This is a genomic window from Atopomonas sediminilitoris, assembly GCF_022601735.1.
GTDB classification, from domain to species: Bacteria; Pseudomonadota; Gammaproteobacteria; order Pseudomonadales; family Pseudomonadaceae; genus Atopomonas; species Atopomonas sediminilitoris.
Genome location: NZ_JAKUMM010000003.1, coordinates 111,648 through 133,471, shown reverse-complemented (window position 1 = coordinate 133,471; position 21,824 = coordinate 111,648). Strand labels below are relative to the sequence as shown.

General features: G+C 55.4%; 17 protein-coding genes. 5 read left to right on the top strand and 12 right to left on the bottom strand.

The features are described from left to right. Positions 1-39: 39 nt before the first annotated feature. The 6 genes from MKI83_RS05295 to MKI83_RS05270 are packed head-to-tail and all read right to left on the bottom strand — an operon-like array spanning position 40 to position 6,951. Positions 40-1,371 carry a DUF58 domain-containing protein gene (locus MKI83_RS05295; protein WP_241583848.1) on the bottom strand — a complete coding sequence of 444 codons (1,332 nt, stop codon included), beginning with the start codon at positions 1,369-1,371 and terminating at the stop codon, positions 40-42. Then, positions 1,368-2,366, bottom strand: coding sequence for an AAA family ATPase (locus tag MKI83_RS05290; protein WP_241583847.1), 999 nt, complete (start codon positions 2,364-2,366; stop codon positions 1,368-1,370). The genes MKI83_RS05295 and MKI83_RS05290 overlap by 4 nt, the downstream gene beginning before the upstream one ends. Beyond that, positions 2,363-3,709, bottom strand: coding sequence for a DUF4350 domain-containing protein (locus MKI83_RS05285; protein ID WP_241583846.1), 1,347 nt, complete (start codon positions 3,707-3,709; stop codon positions 2,363-2,365). Before MKI83_RS05285 ends, MKI83_RS05290 begins: the two co-directional genes overlap by 4 nt. Beyond that, a complete protein-coding gene (locus tag MKI83_RS05280) occupies positions 3,706-5,298 on the bottom strand; it encodes a DUF4129 domain-containing protein (RefSeq protein ID WP_241583845.1) in 1,593 nt (530 codons plus the stop codon). The genes MKI83_RS05285 and MKI83_RS05280 overlap by 4 nt, the downstream gene beginning before the upstream one ends. Beyond that, entirely contained in the window at positions 5,285-6,259 is a 975-nt protein-coding gene (locus tag MKI83_RS05275; protein ID WP_241583844.1) for a stage II sporulation protein M, read from the bottom strand. Before MKI83_RS05275 ends, MKI83_RS05280 begins: the two co-directional genes overlap by 14 nt. Further along, a complete protein-coding gene (locus MKI83_RS05270; RefSeq protein ID WP_241583843.1) occupies positions 6,256-6,951 on the bottom strand; it encodes an RDD family protein in 696 nt (231 codons plus the stop codon). Before MKI83_RS05270 ends, MKI83_RS05275 begins: the two co-directional genes overlap by 4 nt. 174 nt (positions 6,952-7,125) lie before the next feature. Here MKI83_RS05270 and sbcB point away from each other — a divergent pair, with 174 nt between their 5' ends. Continuing rightward, the gene (sbcB, locus tag MKI83_RS05265; protein ID WP_241583842.1) at positions 7,126-8,550 is read left to right on the top strand and encodes an exodeoxyribonuclease I; all 1,425 of its coding nucleotides are present in this window, start codon (positions 7,126-7,128) and stop codon (positions 8,548-8,550) included. A 119-nt stretch (positions 8,551-8,669) separates the two neighbouring features. On the opposite strand, the gene MKI83_RS05260 is transcribed toward sbcB, so the two are convergent. Beyond that, positions 8,670-9,038: a histone-like nucleoid-structuring protein, MvaT/MvaU family gene (locus MKI83_RS05260; RefSeq protein ID WP_241583841.1), complete on the bottom strand. Its 369-nt coding sequence runs from the start codon at positions 9,036-9,038 to the stop codon at positions 8,670-8,672. A gap of 229 nt (positions 9,039-9,267) precedes the next feature. Between MKI83_RS05260 and purU the strand changes: the two genes are divergently transcribed. Then, a complete protein-coding gene (gene purU / locus MKI83_RS05255; protein ID WP_241583840.1) occupies positions 9,268-10,119 on the top strand; it encodes a formyltetrahydrofolate deformylase in 852 nt (283 codons plus the stop codon). A 68-nt stretch (positions 10,120-10,187) separates the two neighbouring features. After that, positions 10,188-10,637, top strand: a complete 450-nt coding sequence (locus MKI83_RS05250) for a CBS domain-containing protein (RefSeq protein WP_241583839.1) — start codon at positions 10,188-10,190, stop codon at positions 10,635-10,637. 156 nt (positions 10,638-10,793) lie between these two features. Here the strand turns inward: MKI83_RS05250 and MKI83_RS05240 are convergent, their stop codons facing one another. Then, positions 10,794-11,483: a hypothetical protein gene (locus MKI83_RS05240; protein WP_241583837.1), complete on the bottom strand. Its 690-nt coding sequence runs from the start codon at positions 11,481-11,483 to the stop codon at positions 10,794-10,796. Between the two features lie 172 nt (positions 11,484-11,655). On the opposite strand from MKI83_RS05240, the gene MKI83_RS05235 reads away from it, so the two are divergent. Beyond that, complete coding sequence (locus MKI83_RS05235) at positions 11,656-13,140, top strand: helicase HerA-like domain-containing protein (protein WP_241583836.1); 1,485 nt, start codon at positions 11,656-11,658, stop codon at positions 13,138-13,140. 4 nt (positions 13,141-13,144) lie between these two features. Here MKI83_RS05235 and MKI83_RS05230 read toward each other — a convergent pair whose 3' ends face one another. The 4 genes from MKI83_RS05230 to MKI83_RS05215 are packed head-to-tail and all read right to left on the bottom strand — an operon-like array spanning position 13,145 to position 21,017. After that, positions 13,145-17,878, bottom strand: coding sequence for an EAL domain-containing protein (locus tag MKI83_RS05230; RefSeq protein ID WP_241583835.1), 4,734 nt, complete (start codon positions 17,876-17,878; stop codon positions 13,145-13,147). Continuing rightward, positions 17,879-18,430: a response regulator gene (locus tag MKI83_RS05225; RefSeq protein ID WP_241583834.1), complete on the bottom strand. Its 552-nt coding sequence runs from the start codon at positions 18,428-18,430 to the stop codon at positions 17,879-17,881. Next, complete coding sequence (nosR, locus tag MKI83_RS05220; protein ID WP_241583833.1) at positions 18,427-19,776, bottom strand: response regulator c-di-GMP phosphodiesterase, NosR family; 1,350 nt, start codon at positions 19,774-19,776, stop codon at positions 18,427-18,429. Before nosR ends, MKI83_RS05225 begins: the two co-directional genes overlap by 4 nt. Beyond that, a complete protein-coding gene (locus MKI83_RS05215; protein ID WP_241583832.1) occupies positions 19,773-21,017 on the bottom strand; it encodes an ATP-binding protein in 1,245 nt (414 codons plus the stop codon). The genes nosR and MKI83_RS05215 overlap by 4 nt, the downstream gene beginning before the upstream one ends. Positions 21,018-21,093: 76 nt before the next feature. Between MKI83_RS05215 and MKI83_RS05210 the strand changes: the two genes are divergently transcribed. Continuing rightward, entirely contained in the window at positions 21,094-21,771 is a 678-nt protein-coding gene (locus MKI83_RS05210) for a DUF6901 family protein (RefSeq protein WP_241583831.1), read from the top strand. Positions 21,772-21,824 lie beyond the last annotated feature (53 nt).

Here is a 21,824-nt window from a genome sequence, read left to right as displayed (position 1 = left end):
TGCTGGTCTGACGAGCGTGCGCTGGCTTTCTGCACTGGCTTACAAAGCCCCAGCGCGCTTCATGGCTAGATATTCGCTGATCAATTGTGGGCCGAGTACCTGAGGCCGCACGTCCAGTAGATTGATGTTCTGGTGGCGTAATCGTGTGTGCAGTAGTTCGCGAGATTGGCGATAACTGACCGCGCCGCAATAGTCCAAACTCGCTTCGTATGTTTCTAAGTGACTGTGCAGGCTGTCATCCAAGGCGGCTTCGCGCAGGCTGGTGACCAATACGCGATGCTGACGACTCAGCCGGCGCAGCGCGGGCAGGAGTTCATCATCACTTTCGTCCCGCAAATTACTCAGCACAATCACTAACGCGCGGCGTTTTTGCCGTTTTAGCAGCGCTTCACAGGCGGCGATATAGTCGGCCGGTTGCAGTGAGCTGTGTAAGTCGTACACCGCATTCATGATTTGCATCAGTTGCGGGTGGCCTTTGGCGGCGGGAATAAACGTTGTTTGGTCGCTGGCAAAGGTTTGCACACCGACGGCGTCACCTTGGCGCAACGCGACGTGGGTCAATAGCAGCAGGGCGTTAAGGGCGTGATCAAAGTGGCTGAAATCGCCGTCTTGGCTGCGCATGCGCCGGCCGCAATCGAGTAAAAAGATAATCTGCTGGTCGCGCTCATCTTGGTATTCGCGGGCAATCAAACTGCGTTTGCGGGCGGTGGCTTTCCAATCGATTTGGCGCACGGTGTCGCTTTCGCGGTATTCGCGCAGCTGATGAAAGTCCAAGCCTAGGCCGCGGCGTTGTCGCTGGCGCACGCCCAACTGGCCAAGCCACAAATCTTGAGAAGTCAGCTCGGCATTAAACACACGGGCAAAGTCTGGGTAGACCTTGCTGTGGCCCGGCACCGGTAATAGGCATTTGAGCTGCCAAAAACCCAGCAAGCTAGGGAGGCGCAGTTCGCACAGGCTAAACCCACAGGCACCACGGCGAATGGGGGTGACGGTGTACTGCGCTTGAGAATAGCGACCGGGCTCAAGTGGCACCGTGAGCGGTAAATCGTCACTGCTTAACAGATCGGGCAGATGGTCGAACAGCTCGACGGTGATCGCGCGCGGGGAGTCGTGATGAATCGTCAGCTGCAGGCTGCTGGCTCGCCCCAAAGGCAGCTGTCCCGGTAAATCGCGACTGATGCGCGGGTTTGGCTGGCGCAGGCTCAGCCATGCGTCACTGGCAACCACCAGCAAAGCGGCAACGCACAAGGCCAGTAATAAGCTATTGAGCAGCGGCGGCCAGGCAATGCCCAGCAGTGGCAAGCTGCTGGTGAGCACGCTTAAAGCCAGTAACGCGGCGCATAGGGCGATTAGGCGAGCGGTGGGTCTCATAGACGCGGGGCATCCACCTGTTCGAGCAGTTGGGCGATGACGTGTTCAAGGTTTTGACCGGCGATTTCCAGCTCTGCCGACAAGCGTACCCGGTGGCGCAATACCGCTGCCGCACAGGCTTTGATGTCATCTGGGGTGACGAATTCGCCGCCACGCAACATGGCATGGGCGCGACCGCAGCGCACCAACGCAATCGAGGCACGTGGCCCTGCGCCAAGCAATAAACCGGGCCAGGTGCGGGTGGCGCGTGCCAAGCGTACGGCGTAGTCGAGCACTTGTTCATCGACTGGCAATTCGCTGGTTATTTTTTGCAGGATTTGCACATCTTTGGGCTGCAGCAAAGTGCGCAGCTGGCTGACTTCCAAGGCGTCAGCTTGGGCCGAGCGGGTCACTTGGCGCACCAAGTTGACTTCGTCGGCGGCCTCCGGGTAGTCGATCGCGAGTTTTAGCATAAAGCGGTCGAGCTCCGCTTCGGGGAGCGGATAAGTGCCCTCTTGCTCGATGGGGTTTTGCGTGGCCAAAACCATGAACGGTTGCGGCACTGGCAGGGCTTCGCCTTCCAGAGTCACTTGGCGCTCTTGCATGACCTCAAGGAGAGCCGCTTGGGTTTTGGCTGGCGCACGGTTGATTTCATCGGCCAGCAGTAGGTGAGTAAATACTGGGCCTTTACGCAGGTGGAAGGCTTCGGATTTGAGGTCGTACACGGCATGGCCGGTGACGTCGCTGGGCATCAAGTCAGGGGTGAACTGAATGCGCGAGAAGTCACCGCCAAACACACGGGCTAAGGCGCGGACCAGCAAGGTTTTGCCTAAGCCGGGTACGCCTTCAATCAGCACGTGACCGCCAGCCAGTAGGGCGCAGAGCACGTCATCGACAACAGCTTGTTGGCCGATCAGGGCTTTGTTGATTTCACCGCGTACGGCTTGCAGCAACTGGTGGGCTTTTTGCCGTGGTGTTGCGGCGGGCTTGGCGGTGGGCTTGGCGGTTTCGCTCATAGTCGGTTCCTCAGGCGCTGCAGGCGCTGGGTTTGCAAAATAAAGGTGCGCACGCGCAGTTGTTTTTCGGTGGGCAGTGCCAGCGCCAAGCGCACGTCTTCAGCGCTGAGTTGGGTCAGTTGTGACAGTTGTTGGCACTGCTGGGCGTGGGCGGTGTGTTCAAGGTTGGGCAGGTGCAGGCTGGCGCGTTGCATCACATCTTGTTTGAGTAAGCGCAGCAAGCCGCGTAAGCCGCTTTGACGACGTAAAAAGTCAGCGCTGGCGGCCAGATGCTCTCGCAGCTCGCGGCGCTGCTCACGCGCCAAGATACGCTTAGGCCCGCTGCGCAGCAGATGCTGCCAGATCAGCAGTGCGCTGAGCATGGCCGTCAATAGCAAGGTGAGCGGGTAGTGCTTAAGCAGCAGGCTGAACAAGCTGGGCCAGTCGGCATCTTGGGTTAGCCATACTTGCGAGTCTTGGCTGAGATACCACAGGAACCAAGCATTATCGAGCTTGCCAATTTGCCGGTTGGTCCAGATATCTGCGTCTGACACAACGGTCAGCAAGCCATCGCCGAGCGGCAGTTGCAGCAGATGAATGCCGTCGGCGCTGCTCGCCCAAGCAGGGGCAAGATTTTGGCTGTCGGTCAGCACGCGCCACTCTTGGAAGTCGATATAAGCCGGATGTTCTTCGTTTTCTAAGTACAGCTTGGTGAGATCGGCAAACGGCTCTTGCGGGCTTTTATTGTCTTCGGCGAGTTGCTCTAGCGTGGTGTCATCGTCTTTTTCTAGGTGATCGCCAGCATCGCTTTGCTGGGCGGTTGCACTGATCGTCGCGGGGTTGCTTACGGTCGATACATCGGTCGGCGCTGGCTCGACGTCGGCCTTAATGGCGTCGTCTTGGCGGTTGTTCTTTGGCTCTTTTTCATCGTCATCGTCATCGTCATCGCGGGCAAAAGTGAGCTGTATGCCGAGCGGATCCAGCAGCAGATCGCCGCAGGTTTTTTTGTCTTTATTACAGAACTGTTCGGCTTGCACCACCAAGTGCCCGCCGTGTTTGACCCAGGCAGCTAAGTCCGCCGCTTGTCGTGGGCTCATGTGCCGGCGTGGTGCCAGATACAGCCAGGTTTTGCCAAGGTTGTCGCGCTGTTTCAGCAGTTTTTCAGGGCTTTCTGGTTTGGTCAGCTCAATGCCTTGATTGCGCAGAAAGTGTTCGGCGGCCAAGTAAGGGTTGCGCCGCGCTTCGCTGCTGAAACCATCGTCGACAGTTTTTTCCACTAAGTGCATTTTGCTGCTGGCGAACCAGAGCAGACCGCAGGCGGCCAAGAGCACAAGCAATAGAATCAGGCGCTGTTGTCGGCTCATGCGTGAGCCTCGCGCGGGGTGGCACTGCTAGCGCCGGCTTGGCGTGCTTCGAGGGTGCGCCAAGCTTGGCAAAGCTGTTGGATAACGCGATCTGCCGGTAGACGATGGCCGTAGGCAAGGTTAATCCAGTGCTGGGTTACGTGTTGGCTATAGCGGTACAGGGCAGGCAATTGTTGCTGATCGAGCAGGCCCAGTACTTCGTTTTCGGTATGTGAGCTTTTAATCGGCACTTGGTGTTGATCCAGCAAGTGCACCAGTAAGCCACGGTAGAGCAAGCTCAGCGCTTGGCGTGGGTCGCTGTTCCAGAGGGCTAGTGCGCTGCCGGCAATGTCAGCGGGCAGGCTTTGGCTGTCTAACTCAAGACCAAATAAGGTGCTCGGGCGTTGTCGTTGCGGACGCTGGATGTTTTGCAAGCGGCCAACAAACTCGCCCAGCCAGCGACGGTAATGCCAGAGCAACCAGCCGAGCAGGGTCAAGACGAGCAGCCACAGCACGACTTCGGCGACATAGGCGATACCGCTGGTGTGCTTCCAGCTTTCGATAAGGTATTTAAGCCACCAAGGGGTGCCGCGCTCTTCTTTGCTTTTGGGTTTGGGCTGGTCTTCGCCCCATTTCAGTTCGTGTTCGATGCGTTTATTGCTAAAGGGCTTGTCGGCAAGAATGCTCTGGATGCTGGTTTGCGCCGCTGGGCTGGTCAGCGTTTGGCTTAGTAGTCGCTCGGCTTTGGGCGTGCTGTTGAGGGAAGGGGGTAAGCACAGGGCGGCGGCCTGGCTGGATGGGCTGTAGCTCAAAGGCAGCAGCAGCGCGAAGACCATTAACGCCAGCGGAGCTGCCCGCTGCAGACGCTCGGTCAAGCGCCGGAAGCTAAGTTCGGTATCCCACGCTTCAAGCTCCGTGCGGCGGTTAAGGTACAGAGTAAAGCCGCAAGCGACGTAGATAGGCTCCCACACCACCAGTACTAGGGCATACACCCAGTTGCTTAGGTGGTCGAGCCAGTGAGCTTCGCTCTCATCGTCCAGCCAGTCGCCAAAGCGCCAGTCCCAGTTGGCGTAAACCTCAGGCGGCAACAGCATAAACAGTAGGCCAAACAAACCAATCAGCAGCACCGCCTCAAGGTGAAAGCCGACAAGGGTCAGTGCACTGGCGGGTTGGCTGTTGCGCAAGCTCAAGACTTGTAAACGCTGCTTGCGTGGTAGGCCGTTGAGGCCTTCAAGCTGGGTGACGGGCAGATCAAACGAACGGCTGGGGCTAAAGCGCCGCCAGGTTAGGCTGGCAAACCATTGCGCTTTGAGTTGCTGTGGTAGCTCACGCAAGCTTTGTTTGAGCGTGGGTTTAGCGTTGAACAAGGCGCGCGAGACGATCAACAGCGGCAAACGGTCATAAAGCGGTTTACACCACCAAAAGATCAAACCGGCGATGCCGGGGTAGTCATACAGCACGATCGACAGCAGCCCAAGCCATGCGCTCAATAGAATCGCCATGCTACCGAGTAATAGGCCTGCGTGTTGGCGGGCGAAGTGGATGCCGAGGTCGGCCGCTTCCCACGGGTTGCGCGGGCGAATCACCACTTGGGCGTTATTGAGTTGCATGCGTGCGCCCCATCCAGCCCAAATAAGCGCCCACCCACAGCCACATCACTGCACCGACCATTAGCTTGGTGCTGAAGGCTAAGTTCATGGATGACCAGAACGCCTCAATAAAGGCGGCGATCAACAAAAACAGAATGACCCCGTAGACCAGACTCATGCTTTGCTGCGCGGCTTGTTGTAAGGCTTGTAAGCGCGATAAAGCGCCGGGCGCGATGAGGGCCCAGCCAAGCTTAAGCCCGGCGGCGCCGGCCAGGGTGATGGCGGTCAGCTCAAACGCGCCGTGGGCGATGACGAAGCCGAAAAAGGTTTCGACATAACCCAATTGGCTGAGATAGCCCGCGACCCCGCCAATCACTAAGCCGTTAAACAACAGTAAAAATAAACTGCCGATACCCAATAACAGGCCGGTGGCAAAGGTGCGAAAACCAATGCCAATGTTGTTGCTGATGTAGTGGCCAAACATCACCCAGTTGCTGTCACTTTCACGCAGTGCGCCTTCACCAAAGCGGCGAGCGCTGGGGTCGTACATTTGTTCCATGCCGCGGACTTGTTCGGCATCCATCAGGCTATAAATCAATTCCGGGAAGAAGAAGATAAGGGTGCCAACCAACAGCGCGGGGCCATAAAAAAACGCGCTGGCAATCCCGACGGCGCGCCACTCCCGTCGAACGGCGCGGGGGAATTCAGCCAGTAAAAAGCCAATAACTCGGCTCAGAGTGCGGCTGCGATGACGGTACAACTGCTGATGGCCGCGACTGACCAGTTGGCCGAGGCGCTCAACCAAGGCGTTACTGTAGGCCCGGCTTTGCGCTAGGGCTTTGTCTTGGCACAGCGCGCGGTAGCGTTTGGGAAAGTCGTCAAGATTGCGCGTGTGCTTGCTGCGTGCTTCGAGTTGCTCTAGATGTTGCTCGAATTGCTGCCAGTCAGCGCGACGCAGGGCTTCAAATTGCTGCTGTTTCATTGCGGGCCCCTTAGGTAGCTGGCCATGCCAAGCAGCTGCGTTTGTGCTTGTGCGCGCGGAATTTGCAGGCTGTTGCACAGCAGCTCAGCCAACTCTTGGCGACGCTCTTCACTGAGCTGCTGGTGACGCTCGGCATAGTCCAGAATGGCCAGCTGCTCCTCTAGATCCAACGCAACGGGCGGCTGCTGCGGCGCGACGCTGATATGCGTCGTGTTGATTAAGGCGCGCTCTTGATAGGTTACAAGGGTATTGGCTGCGAGATCACCCAAGCGTTGAAAGCGGGCGTTGCTGAGCATGCTGATAAAGCCGGCGCAATAAACCAGCGGCAGCATATCAACGGTGCGCAGCAGGTTACGAATCAAAGACGCCGACCAGCCGATCGGCGTCCCGTCGGCATGTACCACACGAAGCCCCAAGTAATGCTTGCCCGGTGTGCGGCCTTGCCACAGCACTTCAAACAGCACGGGATACCACCAGCTGAGCAAGAAAAACAAAATGCTCCACAAGCCCATGCCAAGGCGGCCAAAAAAGATCAGCACGATGGAGAACGCCAGCATGACTAAGCCGCGAATGCACAGGTCGATAAGGTAGGCGAGTGCGCGTGGAATCGGGCCGGCCGGCTGCAATAGCAGGTCAATGCCTTCGGGCGTTTCCAGTGGGTAGCGGGTGTCCAGTACGGCAGGTAGGGTCATTGGCAAGTGTGGCTCAGGCCTTATTCTTCTGTGGGCTATCCGTGCTCAAGACGCCGATGCTAGAGAGACTTGGCGACTGCCGCAAGCCTAAATCGCTGTACACTCTGGGCAGTTCACAAGCTGGTGCCTGTTAAATCAAGCGGGCGAGTAATCATCGATAGCGCTGGAGGCTGCATGGCCGCTTCAATGTTTTGGTATGACTTTGAAAGCACAGGGATTAGCCCCGGTGCCGATCGTCCATTACAAGTGGCGGGCGTACGCACCGATGAGGACCTCAACGAGATTGAACCGCCCATTAATCTTTATTGTCAGCTGCCCGAAGATTGCTTGCCGCATCCGCAGGCTTGTTTAGTGACGGGTATTACGCCACAGACGTTGGCTGATAAAGGGATTGCAGAAGCGCAGTTTATTGCGCAATTGCATGCTCAGGTCAGTCGTCCAGAAACCTGCGTGGTGGGTTTTAATAACCTGCGTTTTGACGATGAAATGCTGCGCTATACCTACTGGCGCAATTTTTATGACCCCTATGCCCGAGAGTGGCAAGGTAATAACAGTCGTTGGGATGTGCTGGATATGTTGCGCTGTGCGTATGCGTTGCGCCCAGAGGGCATCGTTTGGCCCGAACAGGATGGGCAAGTGAGTTTGCGCTTGGAATTACTGACCGCTGCCAACGGGATTAATCACGGTGAAGCGCATGAGGCGTTAGCCGATGTCCGTGCCACGATTGCCGTGGCGCGTTTGGTCAAGCAAGCACAGCCAAAATTGTATGACTATTTATTTGGCTTGCGCCGCAAACAAAAAGCGCTTGAGCAATTGCAGTTGTTCAAACCGGTGGTGCATGTGTCAGGGCGGTTCTCTGCGGCACGTCATTACTTGGCGGTGGTGCTGCCTATTGCCCGACACCCCAGTAATAGCAATGCTTGGGTGGTGGTTGATTTACAGAGTGATATCAGTCCATTACTGCAATTATCTGCTGAAGCGATTAAACAGCGGCTCTACACCCGTCGCGTAGATTTGGCTGAGGGTGAGCTGCCTATTCCGCTTAAATTGGTGCATATCAATCGTTGCCCTGTGCTGGCGCCGATGAGTGTGCTGCGTGAGCAAGACATTGCGCGGCTAAATTTGGATATGGACCATATACACGCGCAAGCACACCAATTACAGCAGGCTGCCGGAGCAATACTGGCTGACAAAATGGCTGGCATTTATGCGGGCGACGATGAATTTAATGCTCGCGATCCTGAGCAGGCGTTGTATCAAGGTTTTTTGGGCAATCGTGATCGTGGTTTAAGCCAGCAGGTGCGTGAGGCAGACGCGCAGCGCTTAGCGAATCGGCACTGGCCCTTTGATGACGAGCGTTTGTCGGCGATGTTACCGCGTTATAAAGCACGTAATTATCCCGAGGCTTTGACGCCAGAAGAGCGCGCAGCGTGGCAGGCAAGGGTGGCGAGCTTTATACATGGATCCGCAGAGCAGTCGGGGGCTCTAGAGGCATTTCGTGCAGGTTGGGCTCAAGCCAATGTGAGCCCCGCACAGCAATCGCTTAAGGAGGCATGGCTCGCCTATGCTCAAGCGCAGGCGGATAAGTACTTGGTTTAAGGCGCTGTTTAAGACCACAGATTAAAGCAGGTTATTGGCATTTAATTGAGCTGAGCGATTGCCGTCGATAGGCATGAAAAAGCCGGCACTAGGCCGGCTTTTAAGCGTGTAGTGGGCGATTAACCCAAAACAGTGCTCCAGCTTTCTACAACGTCGCCGCCGTATTGAGCTTTCCATGCTTTTAGTACTTTGTGGTTGCCACCTTTGGTTTCAATCACTTCACCGGTGTGCGGGTTCTTGTACTGCTTGGATTTACGGCTGCGCTTGCTGCCGGAGGCTTTGGCGCGGCTACCGCTGGCAGAGCCTTTCGGGTCAAGGATTTCCAACACATCGCCCAGCGATTTGTTGTATTCGCCCATCAGGCCACGCAGTTTTTCTTCGAATTCAATTTCTTTTTTCAGCTGGCTGTCATTTTCAAGCGCGCGCAACGCATCTTGCAGTTCTTGAGCGGCACGCTTCTTTTCACGGTATTGGCTTAGCAGAGACATGAGATTTCCTGTGTTTCTGGTGTAAGGGTGGTGGGTTAATTCTATGCGTTAAATTGACAAAGTAAATAACCGTCATGAGTTATTTAATACCATCTTTTGCATTGTTGCAGTTTTTCTTTGCTTGGCGCGTAACGTGTGGCTGCCGTCGGCAAGCGCATCGCGTTAGAATGCCGGCAATTAGTGGCAGGCTTAGGTGGTCTGCTACCGCTGTTTTGAGTGAGGATTAATTATGCGTACTTATCGCCTAGTAACGGCTTGCCCAGATCGGGTTGGCATTGTGGCGAAAATCAGTGGTTTTTTGGCGACTTATAACGGTTGGATTACAGAAGCCAGTCATCACTCGGATCAAGTCAGTGGTTGGTTCTTTATGCGTTATGAGTTGCGGGCCGACTCATTACCCTTTGATCTGGATGGTTTTCGTCAGGCATTTGCGCCGATTGCACGTGAGTTTGAGATGCAGTGGCACGTGGCGGACTCCGAGGTTAAAAAGCGTGTGGTGTTAATGGCCTCACGGGAATCGCACTGTTTGGCTGACTTGTTGCACCGCTGGCACAGCCGTGAATTAGATTGTGAGATACCCTGTGTGATCGCTAATCACGATGATTTGCGCGGCATGGTGGAGTGGCATGGCATTCCCTATCACCATGTTCCGGTTGATCCACAAGATAAGCAGCCCGCCTTTGCTGAGGTAGAGCGTTTGATCGAGCAGTATCAGGCGGACGCCTTAGTGCTGGCGCGCTACATGCAGATCCTGCCGCCTTCGCTGTGCGAGCGCTTACGGCACAAGGTGATCAATATCCATCACAGCTTTTTGCCTTCCTTTGTCGGCGCGAAGCCCTACCACCAAGCCTATCAGCGTGGCGTTAAATTGATCGGCGCGACGTGCCACTATGTAACAGAAGAGCTGGATGCAGGTCCTATTATTGAACAGGACTTGATTCGCGTCAGTCACCGCGACAGCGTTGAAGATATGGTTAGACGCGGGAAAGATGGCGAAAAAATGGTGTTAGCGCGCGGCTTGCGCTATCACTTAGAAGACAGGGTGCTGGTGCACGGCAACAAAACGGTCGTGTTCGATTAAGTTTTGCCGGTGTCCAATCCACCATTGCTAGGCTGATTGTGAAACATTGGCCATTGGAGGGTAGAAGCATGCTTAAGTCGATAAAAGTGCGTGACTATATGACTAGCAATTTGATCACGGTGAAGCCTGAAACAGAGCTTTTTGCCGCGATTGAAGTGTTCCTCAAGCACCGTATTTCTGGCACGCCAGTGGTGGATGAACAAGGTCACCTGCTGGGCATGCTGTCAGAGGGTGATTGCTTGCGCGGCATTTTGTCTGGCGCTTACTACGAAGAGGTGGGCGGCAATGTGGCCGCGTACATGACGCGCGAGCTAGAAGTTATCAGCCCCGAAGCCGACATTATTGAAGCGGCCGAGCTGTTTACGCGTAATCGTCGTCGTCGCTTGCCGGTGGTGGAGCACGGTCAGCTTGTCGGGCAGATTAGTCGTTGTGATGTGTTGCGCGCGGTCAAAGAGTTTGCTCAGCATGACAACCAGGGCAAGTTCATGCGCCCTGAAGAATATACCGAGCTGCACTGAGTATGAGTGCGGGTGAGGCGCTAACGCGAGGCGCTGCCGGTATGCCGGCTACTTTGGGCGAGGGCTGCACGCGGCGTTTTGACCCTGATGCATTGAACGAGCAGAGCGGCACCGAGTTTTCAGGTGCCGCTGAGCTGTGGCAGGCGCTGACTGGGGTTACTGCGACAAGTCCCGCTGAATCTTATCCACCACCCGCGTTACCACAAACACCACCGAACGCGCGTTAAGGTCGCCGACTGGCTTTTTGATGTAAGACCACTGCTTGTTAACGTCTTTGAGTTTGGCTTGCATGGCGGCATCTTGAGCAAAGATGCCTTGCAGGGCTTTGAACTCGACATCCATTTCATCCACAAACACATTGAGCGGTGGCAGTGATTTGCTGAGCTCTGTTTGGTAACCATCGCCACTGGCAGAAGTGGCGCGGGCTACGTACTGGCCTGTGAGCAGTTCTAACTGCGCCTGCCAGCGTTGTAAGCGCGCGGCGGGTGATAACGCAGTAGGGGCGAGCTCGGCGTCGCCCAGCGCAGCGCGATATTCCTGTAAGGCCTTATCGAAATCGATCACGGTATACAGATCAATAAAACCGGCGTCTGGGTCGATGGTTTGCGCGTATTGCTGCATCTTTTGCCAAGCGGCCTGCGCTGCGGCGGGCAGATTGCTGGGGATGCGGTTCACCCGCGTCAGCATATTTTGATAGGCCGTTTGGTCACCCTCTTGATAGCCAACCAAGATTACTTGGTTGCGGGCTTCGTAGCCTTCGCGCAGGGTGTTCCAAGGGTATTCGTTGGCTTGAGCCAAAAACGAGCTAAACATCAGACTAGCTGCAAGCAACAAGCGTGAAAGCATGTTGATCTCCCGTGATTGTATTTGTAATGGGCGACGCCAAGCATACCTTTTGTTGTGCTTGGCGGCAGTAGCTAACGCGGGGAAAAGCGTAATTTTTAACGGTGATTTTGCGCTATTGTCATGGGGTTTCGGCAAAGCCACGATCGTGTCATCCAGTGAATAGGTAGGGATTATGAGTGCAGAGCAGCTATATCTTGGGCAAACGCTAGACCGAGAAGTGATTGGCCAAGCATGGCGGCTATGTAATCGACACGGTTTAGTGGCGGGTGCGACGGGCACTGGCAAAACCGTGACGTTGCAACGCCTAGCGCAGAGCTTTAGTGAAGCGGGCGTCAGTGTGTTTGCCGCCGATATTAAGGGTGATCTCTCCGGCTTAGGGCAGCCAGCTGCCCCTAAAGGTAAGGTGGCTGAGCGCATCGCCAGCATGCCGTGGCTGCAGTTTGCTCCACAGGCTGCGCCATTAACCTTGTGGGATGTGCACGGTGAGCAAGGTTTACCACTGCGCACCACACTCAGTGAAATGGGGCCGTTGTTGTTGGGTAACTTGCTTGAGCTGACCGATAGTCAACAAGCCGCCCTGTATGCGGCGTTCAAAGTGGCTGACAGCGAAGGCCTGCTACTGCTGGATTTGAAGGACTTAAAGTCTTTACTGAATTGGCTGCGCGAGAACCCAGATGCGTTGGGTGATGATCGCGCTTTGCTGGCGCCCGTCAGTGTGCAAGCGCTACTGCGTAAGTTGGCGATTTTAGAACAGCAAGGTGCTGAGGCCTTGTTTGGTGAGCCGGCACTGGCGCTAGAAGATATTTTGCGCCCTGACAGCAGCGGCCAAGGCATGGTGCATTTGCTCGATGCCACGCGTTTGGTACACGAAGCACCGCGCGTCTACGCCAGTTTTTTATTGTGGTTATTGGCTGAGCTGTTTGAACAGCTACCCGAGCGTGGCGATGCCGATAAGCCGGTATTGGCGTTGTTTTTTGATGAGGCGCACCTGTTGTTCAAAGACACCCCCAAAGCCTTGCAAGAGCGCTTGGAGCAAGTGGTGCGGCTGATTCGCTCCAAGGGTGTTTGCGTGTTTTTTGTCACCCAATCACCGGCTGATTTGCCCGATGCCATTTTGGCGCAGTTAGGTTTGCGTGTGCAGCATGGTTTACGCGCCTTTACTGTGCGTGAGCAAAAGGCTTTGCGTGCGGTGGCGGAAGGGTTTCGTGCCAATCCTGCGTTTGACAGCCAAGCCGTGCTGACCGAGCTGGGTATTGGTGAGGCGCTGGTTGGCACCTTAGAAGACAAAGGCACTCCGGCGATGGTGCAGCGGGTGCTGATTGCCCCGCCTGCGTCGCAAATCGGCCCATTAACCGCAACTGAGCGTCAGCAAGTGATTCAGAGCAGCGCTTTGCAGGCGCGTTACGCCAAGGCGTTTGATCGTGAGTCGGCGTATGAGTTGTTGTTGGCGCGGGCCAAACAAGCCAACGATGAAAGCACCTCAAAGCCTGCCGCGACGGCCAGTAAGGAGGACGGCAGTGGCTTAGGCGCTGTGGCCGGTGGCGTATTGGGCGCGTTAGCCAGTCAGGTGGTTAAAAGTACCGTGCGACAACTGGCTAATCGCTTAGGCCGCGAGCTGGTGCGCGGCTTGTTGGGCTCGCTGAAAGGTCGTCGCTAGTTAACTAGGAGTGCGTCGACAGCGCAGACTGTAGACGCATGGTGGTGCGCAGTTGCAAGTCGTACTGCTGGAAGGCTTGGCGAATCACTTCGCGCAGGGCTTCATCCTCCCATGGCTTAACCAAGTACTTGTAGATAGCGCCTTGGTTAATCGCCTCGGTCACGCTGGATAAGTCGGTGTAGCCAGACAGCACCATGCGAATGGTGTGCGGGTGAATGTCTTTGACCTTGCGTAAAAACTCGGTACCACTCATGCCTGGCATGCGCTGGTCAGAGATGATCACGTGGACGTTGTTGCGCGCCAGTAATTCAAAACCTTCCTGTGCGCTGTTAGCCGTGAGAATTTGATAGCCATCGCGCCGCAGCAAGCGGGTGAGCGAGCGCAGAATGTTGGGCTCGTCATCCACCAGCAGTAAGGTGTTGACCTTTTCTTGCGCTTGTTCGGGCAGGCTGACGCCTTGGCGATTTTGTTGCAGGTATTCAATGAGCTTGTCTTCAGGCAGAGGTTTGCTGAAGAAGAAGCCTTGGAACTCATCACACTGGCTTTTTAGCAGGAAGTTAAATTGGCCTTCTTCTTCGACCCCTTCGGCAATCACGTTCATGGATAAGTGATGCGCCATGGCAATGATCGCTTGCGTGATGGCGGCGTCATGGCTGCTATGGATAATTTCATGCACAAACGATTTATCAATCTTGACCTTATGCAGCGGCAATATTTTCAGGTAACTGAGGCTGGAAAAGCCGGTGCCAAAGTCATCAATGGCCATGCGCACGCCTTGCTTGTGCAAGTGTTTGAGGATGGCCACGCTGTTTTCGGTGTCCTGCATCAAGATCGATTCGGTGATTTCCAGCTCCAGCCGATTAGCAGGTAAGCCTGTCTCCTTGAGGACACTTTCGACCAGCTCGGCAAACGGTTGGCGGCGTAACTGTGCGGGGGACAAGTTCACGGCCACTGGGCAGTCGCATAAATTGCGCTTGAGTAAGGTTTGGTTGAATGTGCACGCGGTGCGTAAGGCCCACTCGCCGATTTGCACAATTTGGCCGCTGCTTTCGGCCAACGGAATGAAGTCGTTGGGGGGCACCATGCCCAGCTCTGGATGATTCCAGCGGATGAGCGCTTCAAGGCCGCTAATGCGGCCGGTGCGGCCATCAATTTGCGGCTGGTAGTGCAGGGTGAATTGATCATTTTCTAGCGCTTTGCGCAGCTCACTGCGCAGGGTAAGACGGGCGCTGACGCTTTCGTCCAAGTCTTGGGTGTAAATATCATAGGTATTACGGCCATTTTGTTTGGCGCGGTACATGGCCATGTCCGCTTGTTGTAGCAGCTGCAAGGGTTGATCGAGCTTGCCATCGACGGTGAAACTGATGCCGATACTGCACGTTACGTGCATGGTCAGGTCGTGATGCAGGATGGGCAGGTCAACGCTAGCGATAATGCGTTCGGCAATCTGAATGGCTTGTTGCTCGTTATCCAGTTCGGGCAACAGAATGACGTATTCGTCACCGCCCATGCGCGCCAGCGTGTCTTCATTGCGGACTTCACAGCGTAGACGCTCGGCAATTTCCATCAGCACTTCATCGCCGACGGCGTGGCCAAAGGTGTCGTTGATGGGTTTGAACTCATCCAGGTCGATAAACAGCACGGCCATCAAGCCTTGCCGGCGCTGCGCACGGTGCACCGCTTGGGTGAGGCGATCTTCCAACAATGCGCGATTGGGCAGGGCGGTTAAGCGGTCGTGGCTGGCGTGAAAGGCCAATTCTTTTTCGTAATGCTTTTGCTCGGTGACATCGGTTTGCACGCCGACAAAGTGGGTGAGTACGCCTTTGTCGTCGCGTACTGGTTCGATTTGCAGGTCGTTCCAGAATAGCTCGCCGTCTTTTCGCCGGTTTTCGATAACCACATGGATACTCTCGCCGGCCTTAATCGCGGCGCTGAGTTGATCGACTTGTTTACTGCGCTGCACGTTTTTTTGCAGAAAGTTGCAGTTACGGCCGAGGATTTCTTCACTTTCATAGCCGGTGATGCGGGTAAAGGCGCTGTTGACGTACACCACGGGCTGGTCGGGCAGTCGGGCGTCACTGATGACAATACCGTTGGAGCAAGCCTCCAGCGCCCGTTGGCTGAGCTTGAGGTGGTGCTCGGCGTTTTTCGCCAAGGTGATATTGCGCACGATGTTGAACACGCCGGCACAAGCACCATCGACGTGAATGGGCAGTTGCGTGGCATCCACCATCCAAGGGTTGTGCTTGGCATCCAGCCATTCGATCTCGCGGTGTTGTGGTTCACCGCTGAGCACGCGCTGGTATTGCGCCTGCATGGTGGTTTTGTCATCCAGGGCGACAAACTCATCCAGCAAATGGCCTGGCAAGCGTTCGCGTGGGATTTGCATCAGCACGCTGGCGGCCGAGTTGGCGGCCAGAACGCGACCGTGTAAGTCGCTGGAGAACACGGCGTCAGGGTGGTTGTCGAACAAAGAGCGGTAATACTGCTCGTTCATTTGCAGCTGGTGCTTTTGCCGGTCACGTTCGAGGGTGATCGTGGCCAGATTGGCGGCAAGCGTCCAGCGTTCGGCAAAGGGCGCTTCAAGGCTGGAGGCGACTTCGACCAACAAGGTCATGATGCCGAGCACTTCATGCCGTGAGTTGATGAGCGGTATACACAAGCTGTCGCGCAGGCCGCATTGGCGTAACAGCTGTTGCCACTGTGGGCTGGCTTGGCGACTGTGGTGCGAGCGGCAGCGCTGCAGGGTGAGCAGCAAAGGGGCTTCGCATTCGTCGGCAGTCTGATCAAGTTTGAGCTGCTGCGCGCTTTTTTCAGGCAGACGCGCTTGCGCAATGGGGGTCAGTTCGTCATTGCTGTCGATCTTATGGAACACCGCATAGGTGCTGGGTACATGCTCGTTGATCAGGTCAATCAGCATATGCAGGATATGGGCCGCGGGCTTGTCGCTGCTGATTTCGCTGAGAATTTCGCGCTGCTGGGTCTGGAAGTCCTCGGCGGCTTGCAGGCTTTGAATGTCACGCCCGACCACAAAGAAGCTGTGTTCTTGATGCGACCAGCGTACCGACCACAGGGTGGGGATGGCGCGGCCGCTGTTGTGCAACAGGCGTAGGCGCAAATCCAACAGTGAATGCCCTTGGCGGACGGTATTGAGCGCGCCATTAAAGCTAGCGCGGTCTTCTGGCCAGACCATTTCATGGAAGTTAAGCCCTTGCAGTTTGTCGGCTTGGCGACCTGATAAGCGCTCAATCGCTGGGCTGATCCAACGGATTAATAAGTTTTCATCCAGCGCGCAAAGCACATCAAGGCTTTGCTCCATCATCTGCTGATTGGTTTGGCGCAGGTGTTCACTTTCGATCAGGCTATTGGCTAGCTCGCGCTGCTGCTCTTGAAGCTTTTGCGTGCGCAAGGCGCTCAGGTGCATCAGGTTTAAGGCCAAGCCACTGAGGGTGGCCACTAAGGTGGTGAAGATCAGCAGCAAATGGCCACTCAGTGCTTGGCTCACCTTTTTGCTGCGTGGTTGTAAGGCTAGACGCCAGTCTAACGAGGAGGACAATTTTAGTGTGTGGCTGGGGAGCTTAGCGTCGTTGGGGGATGCGCTATTGCTGAAAAGTAGGTAACGGCCGGCGTAGATTTCGAGTTGGTTTGTTTTGCCTTGCGCTGCTAATTGGTTGTCAAACCAGCGCGGTAAATCAATCAGGTTGATCAGGTATTGCTGCGTTGTCGGCAAGTAAAAGCCGATCGCCTGCACCCAGCCCTGACTGCCTTTGACGGCATGGCTTGCGCTGACGGTGTTGCTATTACGCAGTGCGCGTAACCAGCCATTGAAATCATTCATGGGTAGCTGGTTAAGCAGTGACTCTTTTGCCCGCGTAGGGGCTTGGTAGTGCAGCAGTGGCTCACCAAAAGAGCCGAGCAAAAAACTGGCTTGAAGCTCGGGTAAATTACTTTGCAGGCTTTGGTTAGTGGCTTGCCAGGCTTGATTGTCAGACTTGGGATAGTCTTGCCAATGCAGGGCTTGAATTTCGATGAGGCGCATACTGCCGCGTAGCGCCTGTTCAAGTGTTTGCTCGATGTCTTTGCTGCGATCTTGCCACTGTTGCTGCAATAGTTGGTGGCTATGTGAAAACTGGGCGGCCCACAGCATCGTGCCACCTAAGGTCAATGCCAGAATGGCGGCAGTCCATTGAAATGAATTTTTGCCTTCGGCAAGCCCAACACGGGCCATGATGGCCAATCCAGAAAGCGCTAAGAGGATGAGGCCTAGGGTGGCGGTTGAGATGTTGATGTTGCTGTCGATTAGCAGTTTGTCGCGGATGAGGCCCAGGCTCAGTAGAACAAGACTAATCGCCATGCTGAGCAGGCCAAGGCACAGTCGCAGTTTGTTCAGTGACTCATAGCGCGCTAAAAAACGATCCACACTGAGTAAGGCCAAGCTAAGCAGCAAGCCACTGGCGGTACTTAGCCAGAGTTGACTGCTTTGCAGCCACCACCATGGCAATACGGTGGCTGCCAGCAACCAAGCGCCACGTTGCTGCACTTGGTGATGCGGCCAGTTGCACAGCGCCAGTAAGCTGATTGCAGTCGCCGTCGCAGGGCTAAGAATGGCAGGTGTTTGCTGGGCAAAGGCGATGATCAGCCATGCGGCGACCGCTAAGCCTAAACAGGTATACGCCAGTGCATGCAGGTAAGCCTGCGCCACCATAGGCCAGTGAATTTTGCCTAGGCGGGCAAACATTTAGGTAAACCCGTGATGGTCGATGGTTTCCCACTCATCGAGGACGATCGCGCCGTCTTCGTTGCGCATGACCTCAAATAAGGCGGGGTGCTGCTCGCGCAACTGTTCTTGGGCTTGGCGTTGGCGCAGGAGCAAGTCGTGTTGCAGTTGCAGTTGCTCGACCATGCGCTTTTGCTCGCGGCGCAGGGTGAGTAGCTCTAAGGCGGTGTCTAATGCGGTCAGCAGCTCGTAGTCATCCCAAGGCTTGCTGAGAAAGCGGAAAATTTCCGCTTGATTGATGGCTTTGATCAGGGCCTCGCGGTCGCCGTGACCGGTGAGCAGTAGACGCATGGCTTCGGGTTGTCGTTGGCGAACAAACTGCAACAGCGTAATGCCGTCGATATTGGGCATGCGGTAGTCGCTGAGGACTAAATCAAAGGCCTGCTGAGTCATCAGTTCTAGGGCTTTTTCTGGGCGTTCGCAGGTGGTGATTTGCCAGGGCCTTTTGTGCAGCACGCGGGTCAGGGCGCTGAGAATGTTGGGCTCGTCATCGACGATAAGCAGCTTGATCATGACGTGGCCTCGCGCGGGGCGGCTTCGCTGATTTTTACAAATAAGGTATAGCGCGCTTTTTCTGAGCCTTCATAGGCGCAGAGTTTTTCAATCAAGGGTTGTGACAGTAATTTGCCTTTGTTTAACAGCAAGATACCGCTGGCCGCGTAAAGGTTGTGGGCCAGCTCCATGCCCGGTTTGACTTGGGCGGTGGTCATGGCGCGCAGGTTGGGATTGAGCTCCAGCAGGTCGGGCGCTTCGCGCTCAAGGTAGGGCACGATGCGTTCGATCCAGCCCGGGTCGTACCAGCGGTTGGCGTATTTGCGTAAAAAGACCAAGGCCTCATCGCGGCTCAGTACGCGCTCCATCAATAGGCCGCATTGCAGCTCAACGAAATCGACAATGATTTTAAGAATGCGCGCCATGTGGGGGATGGCGTCATGGGTGAGGCCGCCGGGAAAGCCGCTGCCGTCCCAGCGTTCTTGATGCAGGCCGATGAGCTTGGTGGCCTCTTGAATGGGCTCCAGTGCCATCAGCAGCGACTCGCCTTGTGCTGGGTATTTTTGATAGGCCGGCCGCTCGGTTTTTAGCATCACCTCAGCGGATTTATGGATCTGTGTGTCGTTCCAGCCCACTTTGCCGACGTTGTACAGTGCTGCGGCCATGACCAGTTGCTCGCGATCCAGCTCGCTCAGTTTGAAGGCCTCGGCAATATGTCGGGCCAAGGCAATGATGGCTTTGTTGGTTTGTTTGGTCAGGGGGTAACGTTGGGTGAGCAGGGTGGAGAACACTTCAACGCAGGTTTCATAACTGCGTTTAAGCTCGATATAGGCCAAGTCGAGCATGTCGGCGGTTTGCTCCAGCTCAGAGGTGCGTGCTTTAACCCGTGCTTCTAGCTGGTTGTTGAGCTTTTGTAGTTCTAGGTTTTGTTGTTCGGTGAGTTTTTCTAGGCGCTGCCGCTCGCGATCGGCGGTTTGAAATTGTAGCCATTGGCGCACGGTTTCTTTGAGGTCGTCATCATCCCAAGGCTTGGAAATATAGCGATGAATGCGACCGGCATTGATCGCTTTGACGGTGGTGTTTAAGTCGGCAAAGCCGGTGAGCAGGATGCGGATGGTTTTGGGCCATTTCTCCCACACCTTGGCCAGTAAGGTGGCGCCATCCATGCCGGGCATGCGCGCATCGCTGATGATGAGTTCAACGGGGTTTTGCTCAAGAATCTCCAAGGCTGCCTCAGCGCTTTCGGCGGTAAGGACTTCAAAGTTCTCGTGCCGCAGTAAGCGGCGCAGGCTATTGAGAATGCCTACTTCATCGTCCACTAGCAGCACCCGAGGGGTGACTGCCTCCATGAGGGCGGTTTCACTCATGCCGGGTTCTCCTGCTCGGCAACCTCGGCCTGTTTAATCGGCAACCACACGCGAAACCGCGTCCCCACGCCGGGTGTGCTGTCGACTTCAATATGACCGTGGTGTTTTTCAATAATGGTGTATGACAGCGATAGCCCAAGCCCTGTGCCTTTGCCAATCGGCTTGGTGGTAAAGAAGGGGTCAAAGATGCGTGAGAGATGCTGTGGCTGAATGCCTTTGCCAGTGTCTTGGACTTCAAACCAGGCTTGCTCGCCCTCAATGCCGGCGCGTAAGTGAATGGTGCCGAACTCCTCAATGGCATGGGCTGCGTTGACCAGCAGATTCATCGCGACTTGATTGACTTGCGAGGCGATGCAGTCGATCGGTGGTAAGTCTTGGAACTCTTTCACCACCTCGGCTTTGTATTTGATTTCGTTGTGCACCACGTTAAGGGTGGTTTCCAGGCCACGGATTAAATCAGCCGGCTGGAACGCTTCTTCGTCGATGTGGGAGAAGTCTTTAAGCGATTGAATAATCTTTTTGACCCGCTGCAAGCCGTCTTCGGATTCATCCAGCAGTGAGGTCACGTCATCACGGATGTACTCGTAATCCAGCTCATCCATCAGGTTTTTAAGCGCATCAGGCTGGCTACTGCCGGCGGCGTTATCGATGATTTGCAGTAGGTTTTTGACGTAGTCGGTCAGGGTGCGCAGGTTGGAATAGACAAAACCGATGGGGTTGTTGATTTCATGGGCAACCCCTGCGGCCAACTGACCAATGCCGGCCATTTTTTCCGACTGCACCAATTGTTTATGAATTTGCTCGAGCTTGTTACTCAGTTGCGATTGCTCATTGTGCTTGCCGGCTAAGGCGCGTAGCGCTTCTTGCAGGTACACATCGGCGTTATAGCCAAGCTCACTGTTGTACAAGACTAAACACAGGTGCGGCTGGTTGTGTTGATCTTGCAGTGGGTAGAGTAAGGCGCTGTTGAGCAGGGTGTCTGGATTGCCCCAAGTGCTCATTTGGCGCTTGTTTTGCTGTAGCGCGGCGTCGACTTTGTTTTTTAGGCTGTCTAGCTCCAAGTCCGGCAGCAGTGTGCTTAAAGCGTGCTGCAGAATCTCATCGGCTTGTTTGCCGCTTTGTTCGAGCAGGTATTGGTTGGCGTATTGGATCTTGTAATCGGGGGTGAACAGCACGAGGCCCACATCCAAGTGGTCCATGGCACTGGCCAGCAAGCCTTCTTGGGCAGTGGTGGCATTCATTCGGCGTACTCGTTTGGGTTCTGCTAAAACGAGTCTAGAACAGCGATGATTATCTGCCTGCGTAAAGTGAGGAAAAATGAATAGCGACGAAGTGTTTTATCGCTTTGACTTTGCAGGCGGTCGGCGTGTGGCGTTGAAAGTGGCGCCGGAACTTACTTTAAGCGAGCCGCCACCTGAGTGGACGCGCCTCAGCTTTGCCAAGTGTCGCAATTGCCCACTGAACAATGCCGAGGTTGAACACTGCCCGTATGCGCTGCGTTTGATTGAGCCGTTGCGCTTGCTCGGAGGCGATGATTCGTTCACTGAGGTCACGGTGAAAGTGCTGCATCACGGCCGTGGCATGGTGGTCAATACGACGTTGCAGCGGGCGCTGGGCTCGTTGATGGGCCTGTTAGGCGGCTATAGCGGCTGTCCGCACACAGCACCCTTAAAGCCGATGGCGTTTTTCCATCTGCCGTTGGCCAGTCTTGAAGAAACCTTGTTTCGGGCCGCCGGCAGTGTGCTGTTGGGGCAGTACTTGCGCGGGCGTAAGGGGCTTGCGGCGCAACACGATTTAACCCTGCTGATTGATACCATGCATGCTTTGCGGGAGGTCAATCGTGGTTTGGCCGAACGTTTACGCGGCGCAGCGAGTCACGACGCGCCGGCCAACGCGCTGGTGTTGTTGGCGGTGCAGGCGGCAGAAATGGAATACTCGCTGGATACCTTTGATACCGCGTTGGCGCCGTTTTTTAGCAGTTACTTTAAGCCTTGAGCTCGGCGCAAAAACAACAAAGCGGTGCCTTGCAATGGCACCGCTTTGATTAT

What these genes read in the sequence shown, in the direction of transcription:
- MKI83_RS05225 (WP_241583834.1), bottom strand. Translation starts at nt 18,430, where the DNA reads ATGATCAAGCTGCTTATCGTCGATGACGAGCCCAACATTCTCAGCGCC.
- MKI83_RS05250 (WP_241583839.1), top strand. Translation starts at nt 10,188, where the DNA reads ATGCTTAAGTCGATAAAAGTGCGTGACTATATGACTAGCAATTTGATC.
- MKI83_RS05240 (WP_241583837.1), bottom strand. Translation starts at nt 11,483, where the DNA reads ATGCTTTCACGCTTGTTGCTTGCAGCTAGTCTGATGTTTAGCTCGTTT.
- MKI83_RS05290 (WP_241583847.1), bottom strand. Translation starts at nt 2,366, where the DNA reads ATGAGCGAAACCGCCAAGCCCACCGCCAAGCCCGCCGCAACACCACGG.
- MKI83_RS05285 (WP_241583846.1), bottom strand. Translation starts at nt 3,709, where the DNA reads ATGAGCCGACAACAGCGCCTGATTCTATTGCTTGTGCTCTTGGCCGCC.
- purU (WP_241583840.1), top strand. Translation starts at nt 9,268, where the DNA reads ATGCGTACTTATCGCCTAGTAACGGCTTGCCCAGATCGGGTTGGCATT.
- sbcB (WP_241583842.1), top strand. Translation starts at nt 7,126, where the DNA reads ATGGCCGCTTCAATGTTTTGGTATGACTTTGAAAGCACAGGGATTAGC.
- MKI83_RS05275 (WP_241583844.1), bottom strand. Translation starts at nt 6,259, where the DNA reads ATGAAACAGCAGCAATTTGAAGCCCTGCGTCGCGCTGACTGGCAGCAA.
- MKI83_RS05215 (WP_241583832.1), bottom strand. Translation starts at nt 21,017, where the DNA reads ATGAATGCCACCACTGCCCAAGAAGGCTTGCTGGCCAGTGCCATGGAC.
- nosR (WP_241583833.1), bottom strand. Translation starts at nt 19,776, where the DNA reads ATGAGTGAAACCGCCCTCATGGAGGCAGTCACCCCTCGGGTGCTGCTA.
- MKI83_RS05260 (WP_241583841.1), bottom strand. Translation starts at nt 9,038, where the DNA reads ATGTCTCTGCTAAGCCAATACCGTGAAAAGAAGCGTGCCGCTCAAGAA.
- MKI83_RS05235 (WP_241583836.1), top strand. Translation starts at nt 11,656, where the DNA reads ATGAGTGCAGAGCAGCTATATCTTGGGCAAACGCTAGACCGAGAAGTG.
- MKI83_RS05210 (WP_241583831.1), top strand. Translation starts at nt 21,094, where the DNA reads ATGAATAGCGACGAAGTGTTTTATCGCTTTGACTTTGCAGGCGGTCGG.
- MKI83_RS05280 (WP_241583845.1), bottom strand. Translation starts at nt 5,298, where the DNA reads ATGCAACTCAATAACGCCCAAGTGGTGATTCGCCCGCGCAACCCGTGG.
- MKI83_RS05230 (WP_241583835.1), bottom strand. Translation starts at nt 17,878, where the DNA reads ATGTTTGCCCGCCTAGGCAAAATTCACTGGCCTATGGTGGCGCAGGCT.
- MKI83_RS05270 (WP_241583843.1), bottom strand. Translation starts at nt 6,951, where the DNA reads ATGACCCTACCTGCCGTACTGGACACCCGCTACCCACTGGAAACGCCC.
- MKI83_RS05295 (WP_241583848.1), bottom strand. Translation starts at nt 1,371, where the DNA reads ATGAGACCCACCGCTCGCCTAATCGCCCTATGCGCCGCGTTACTGGCT.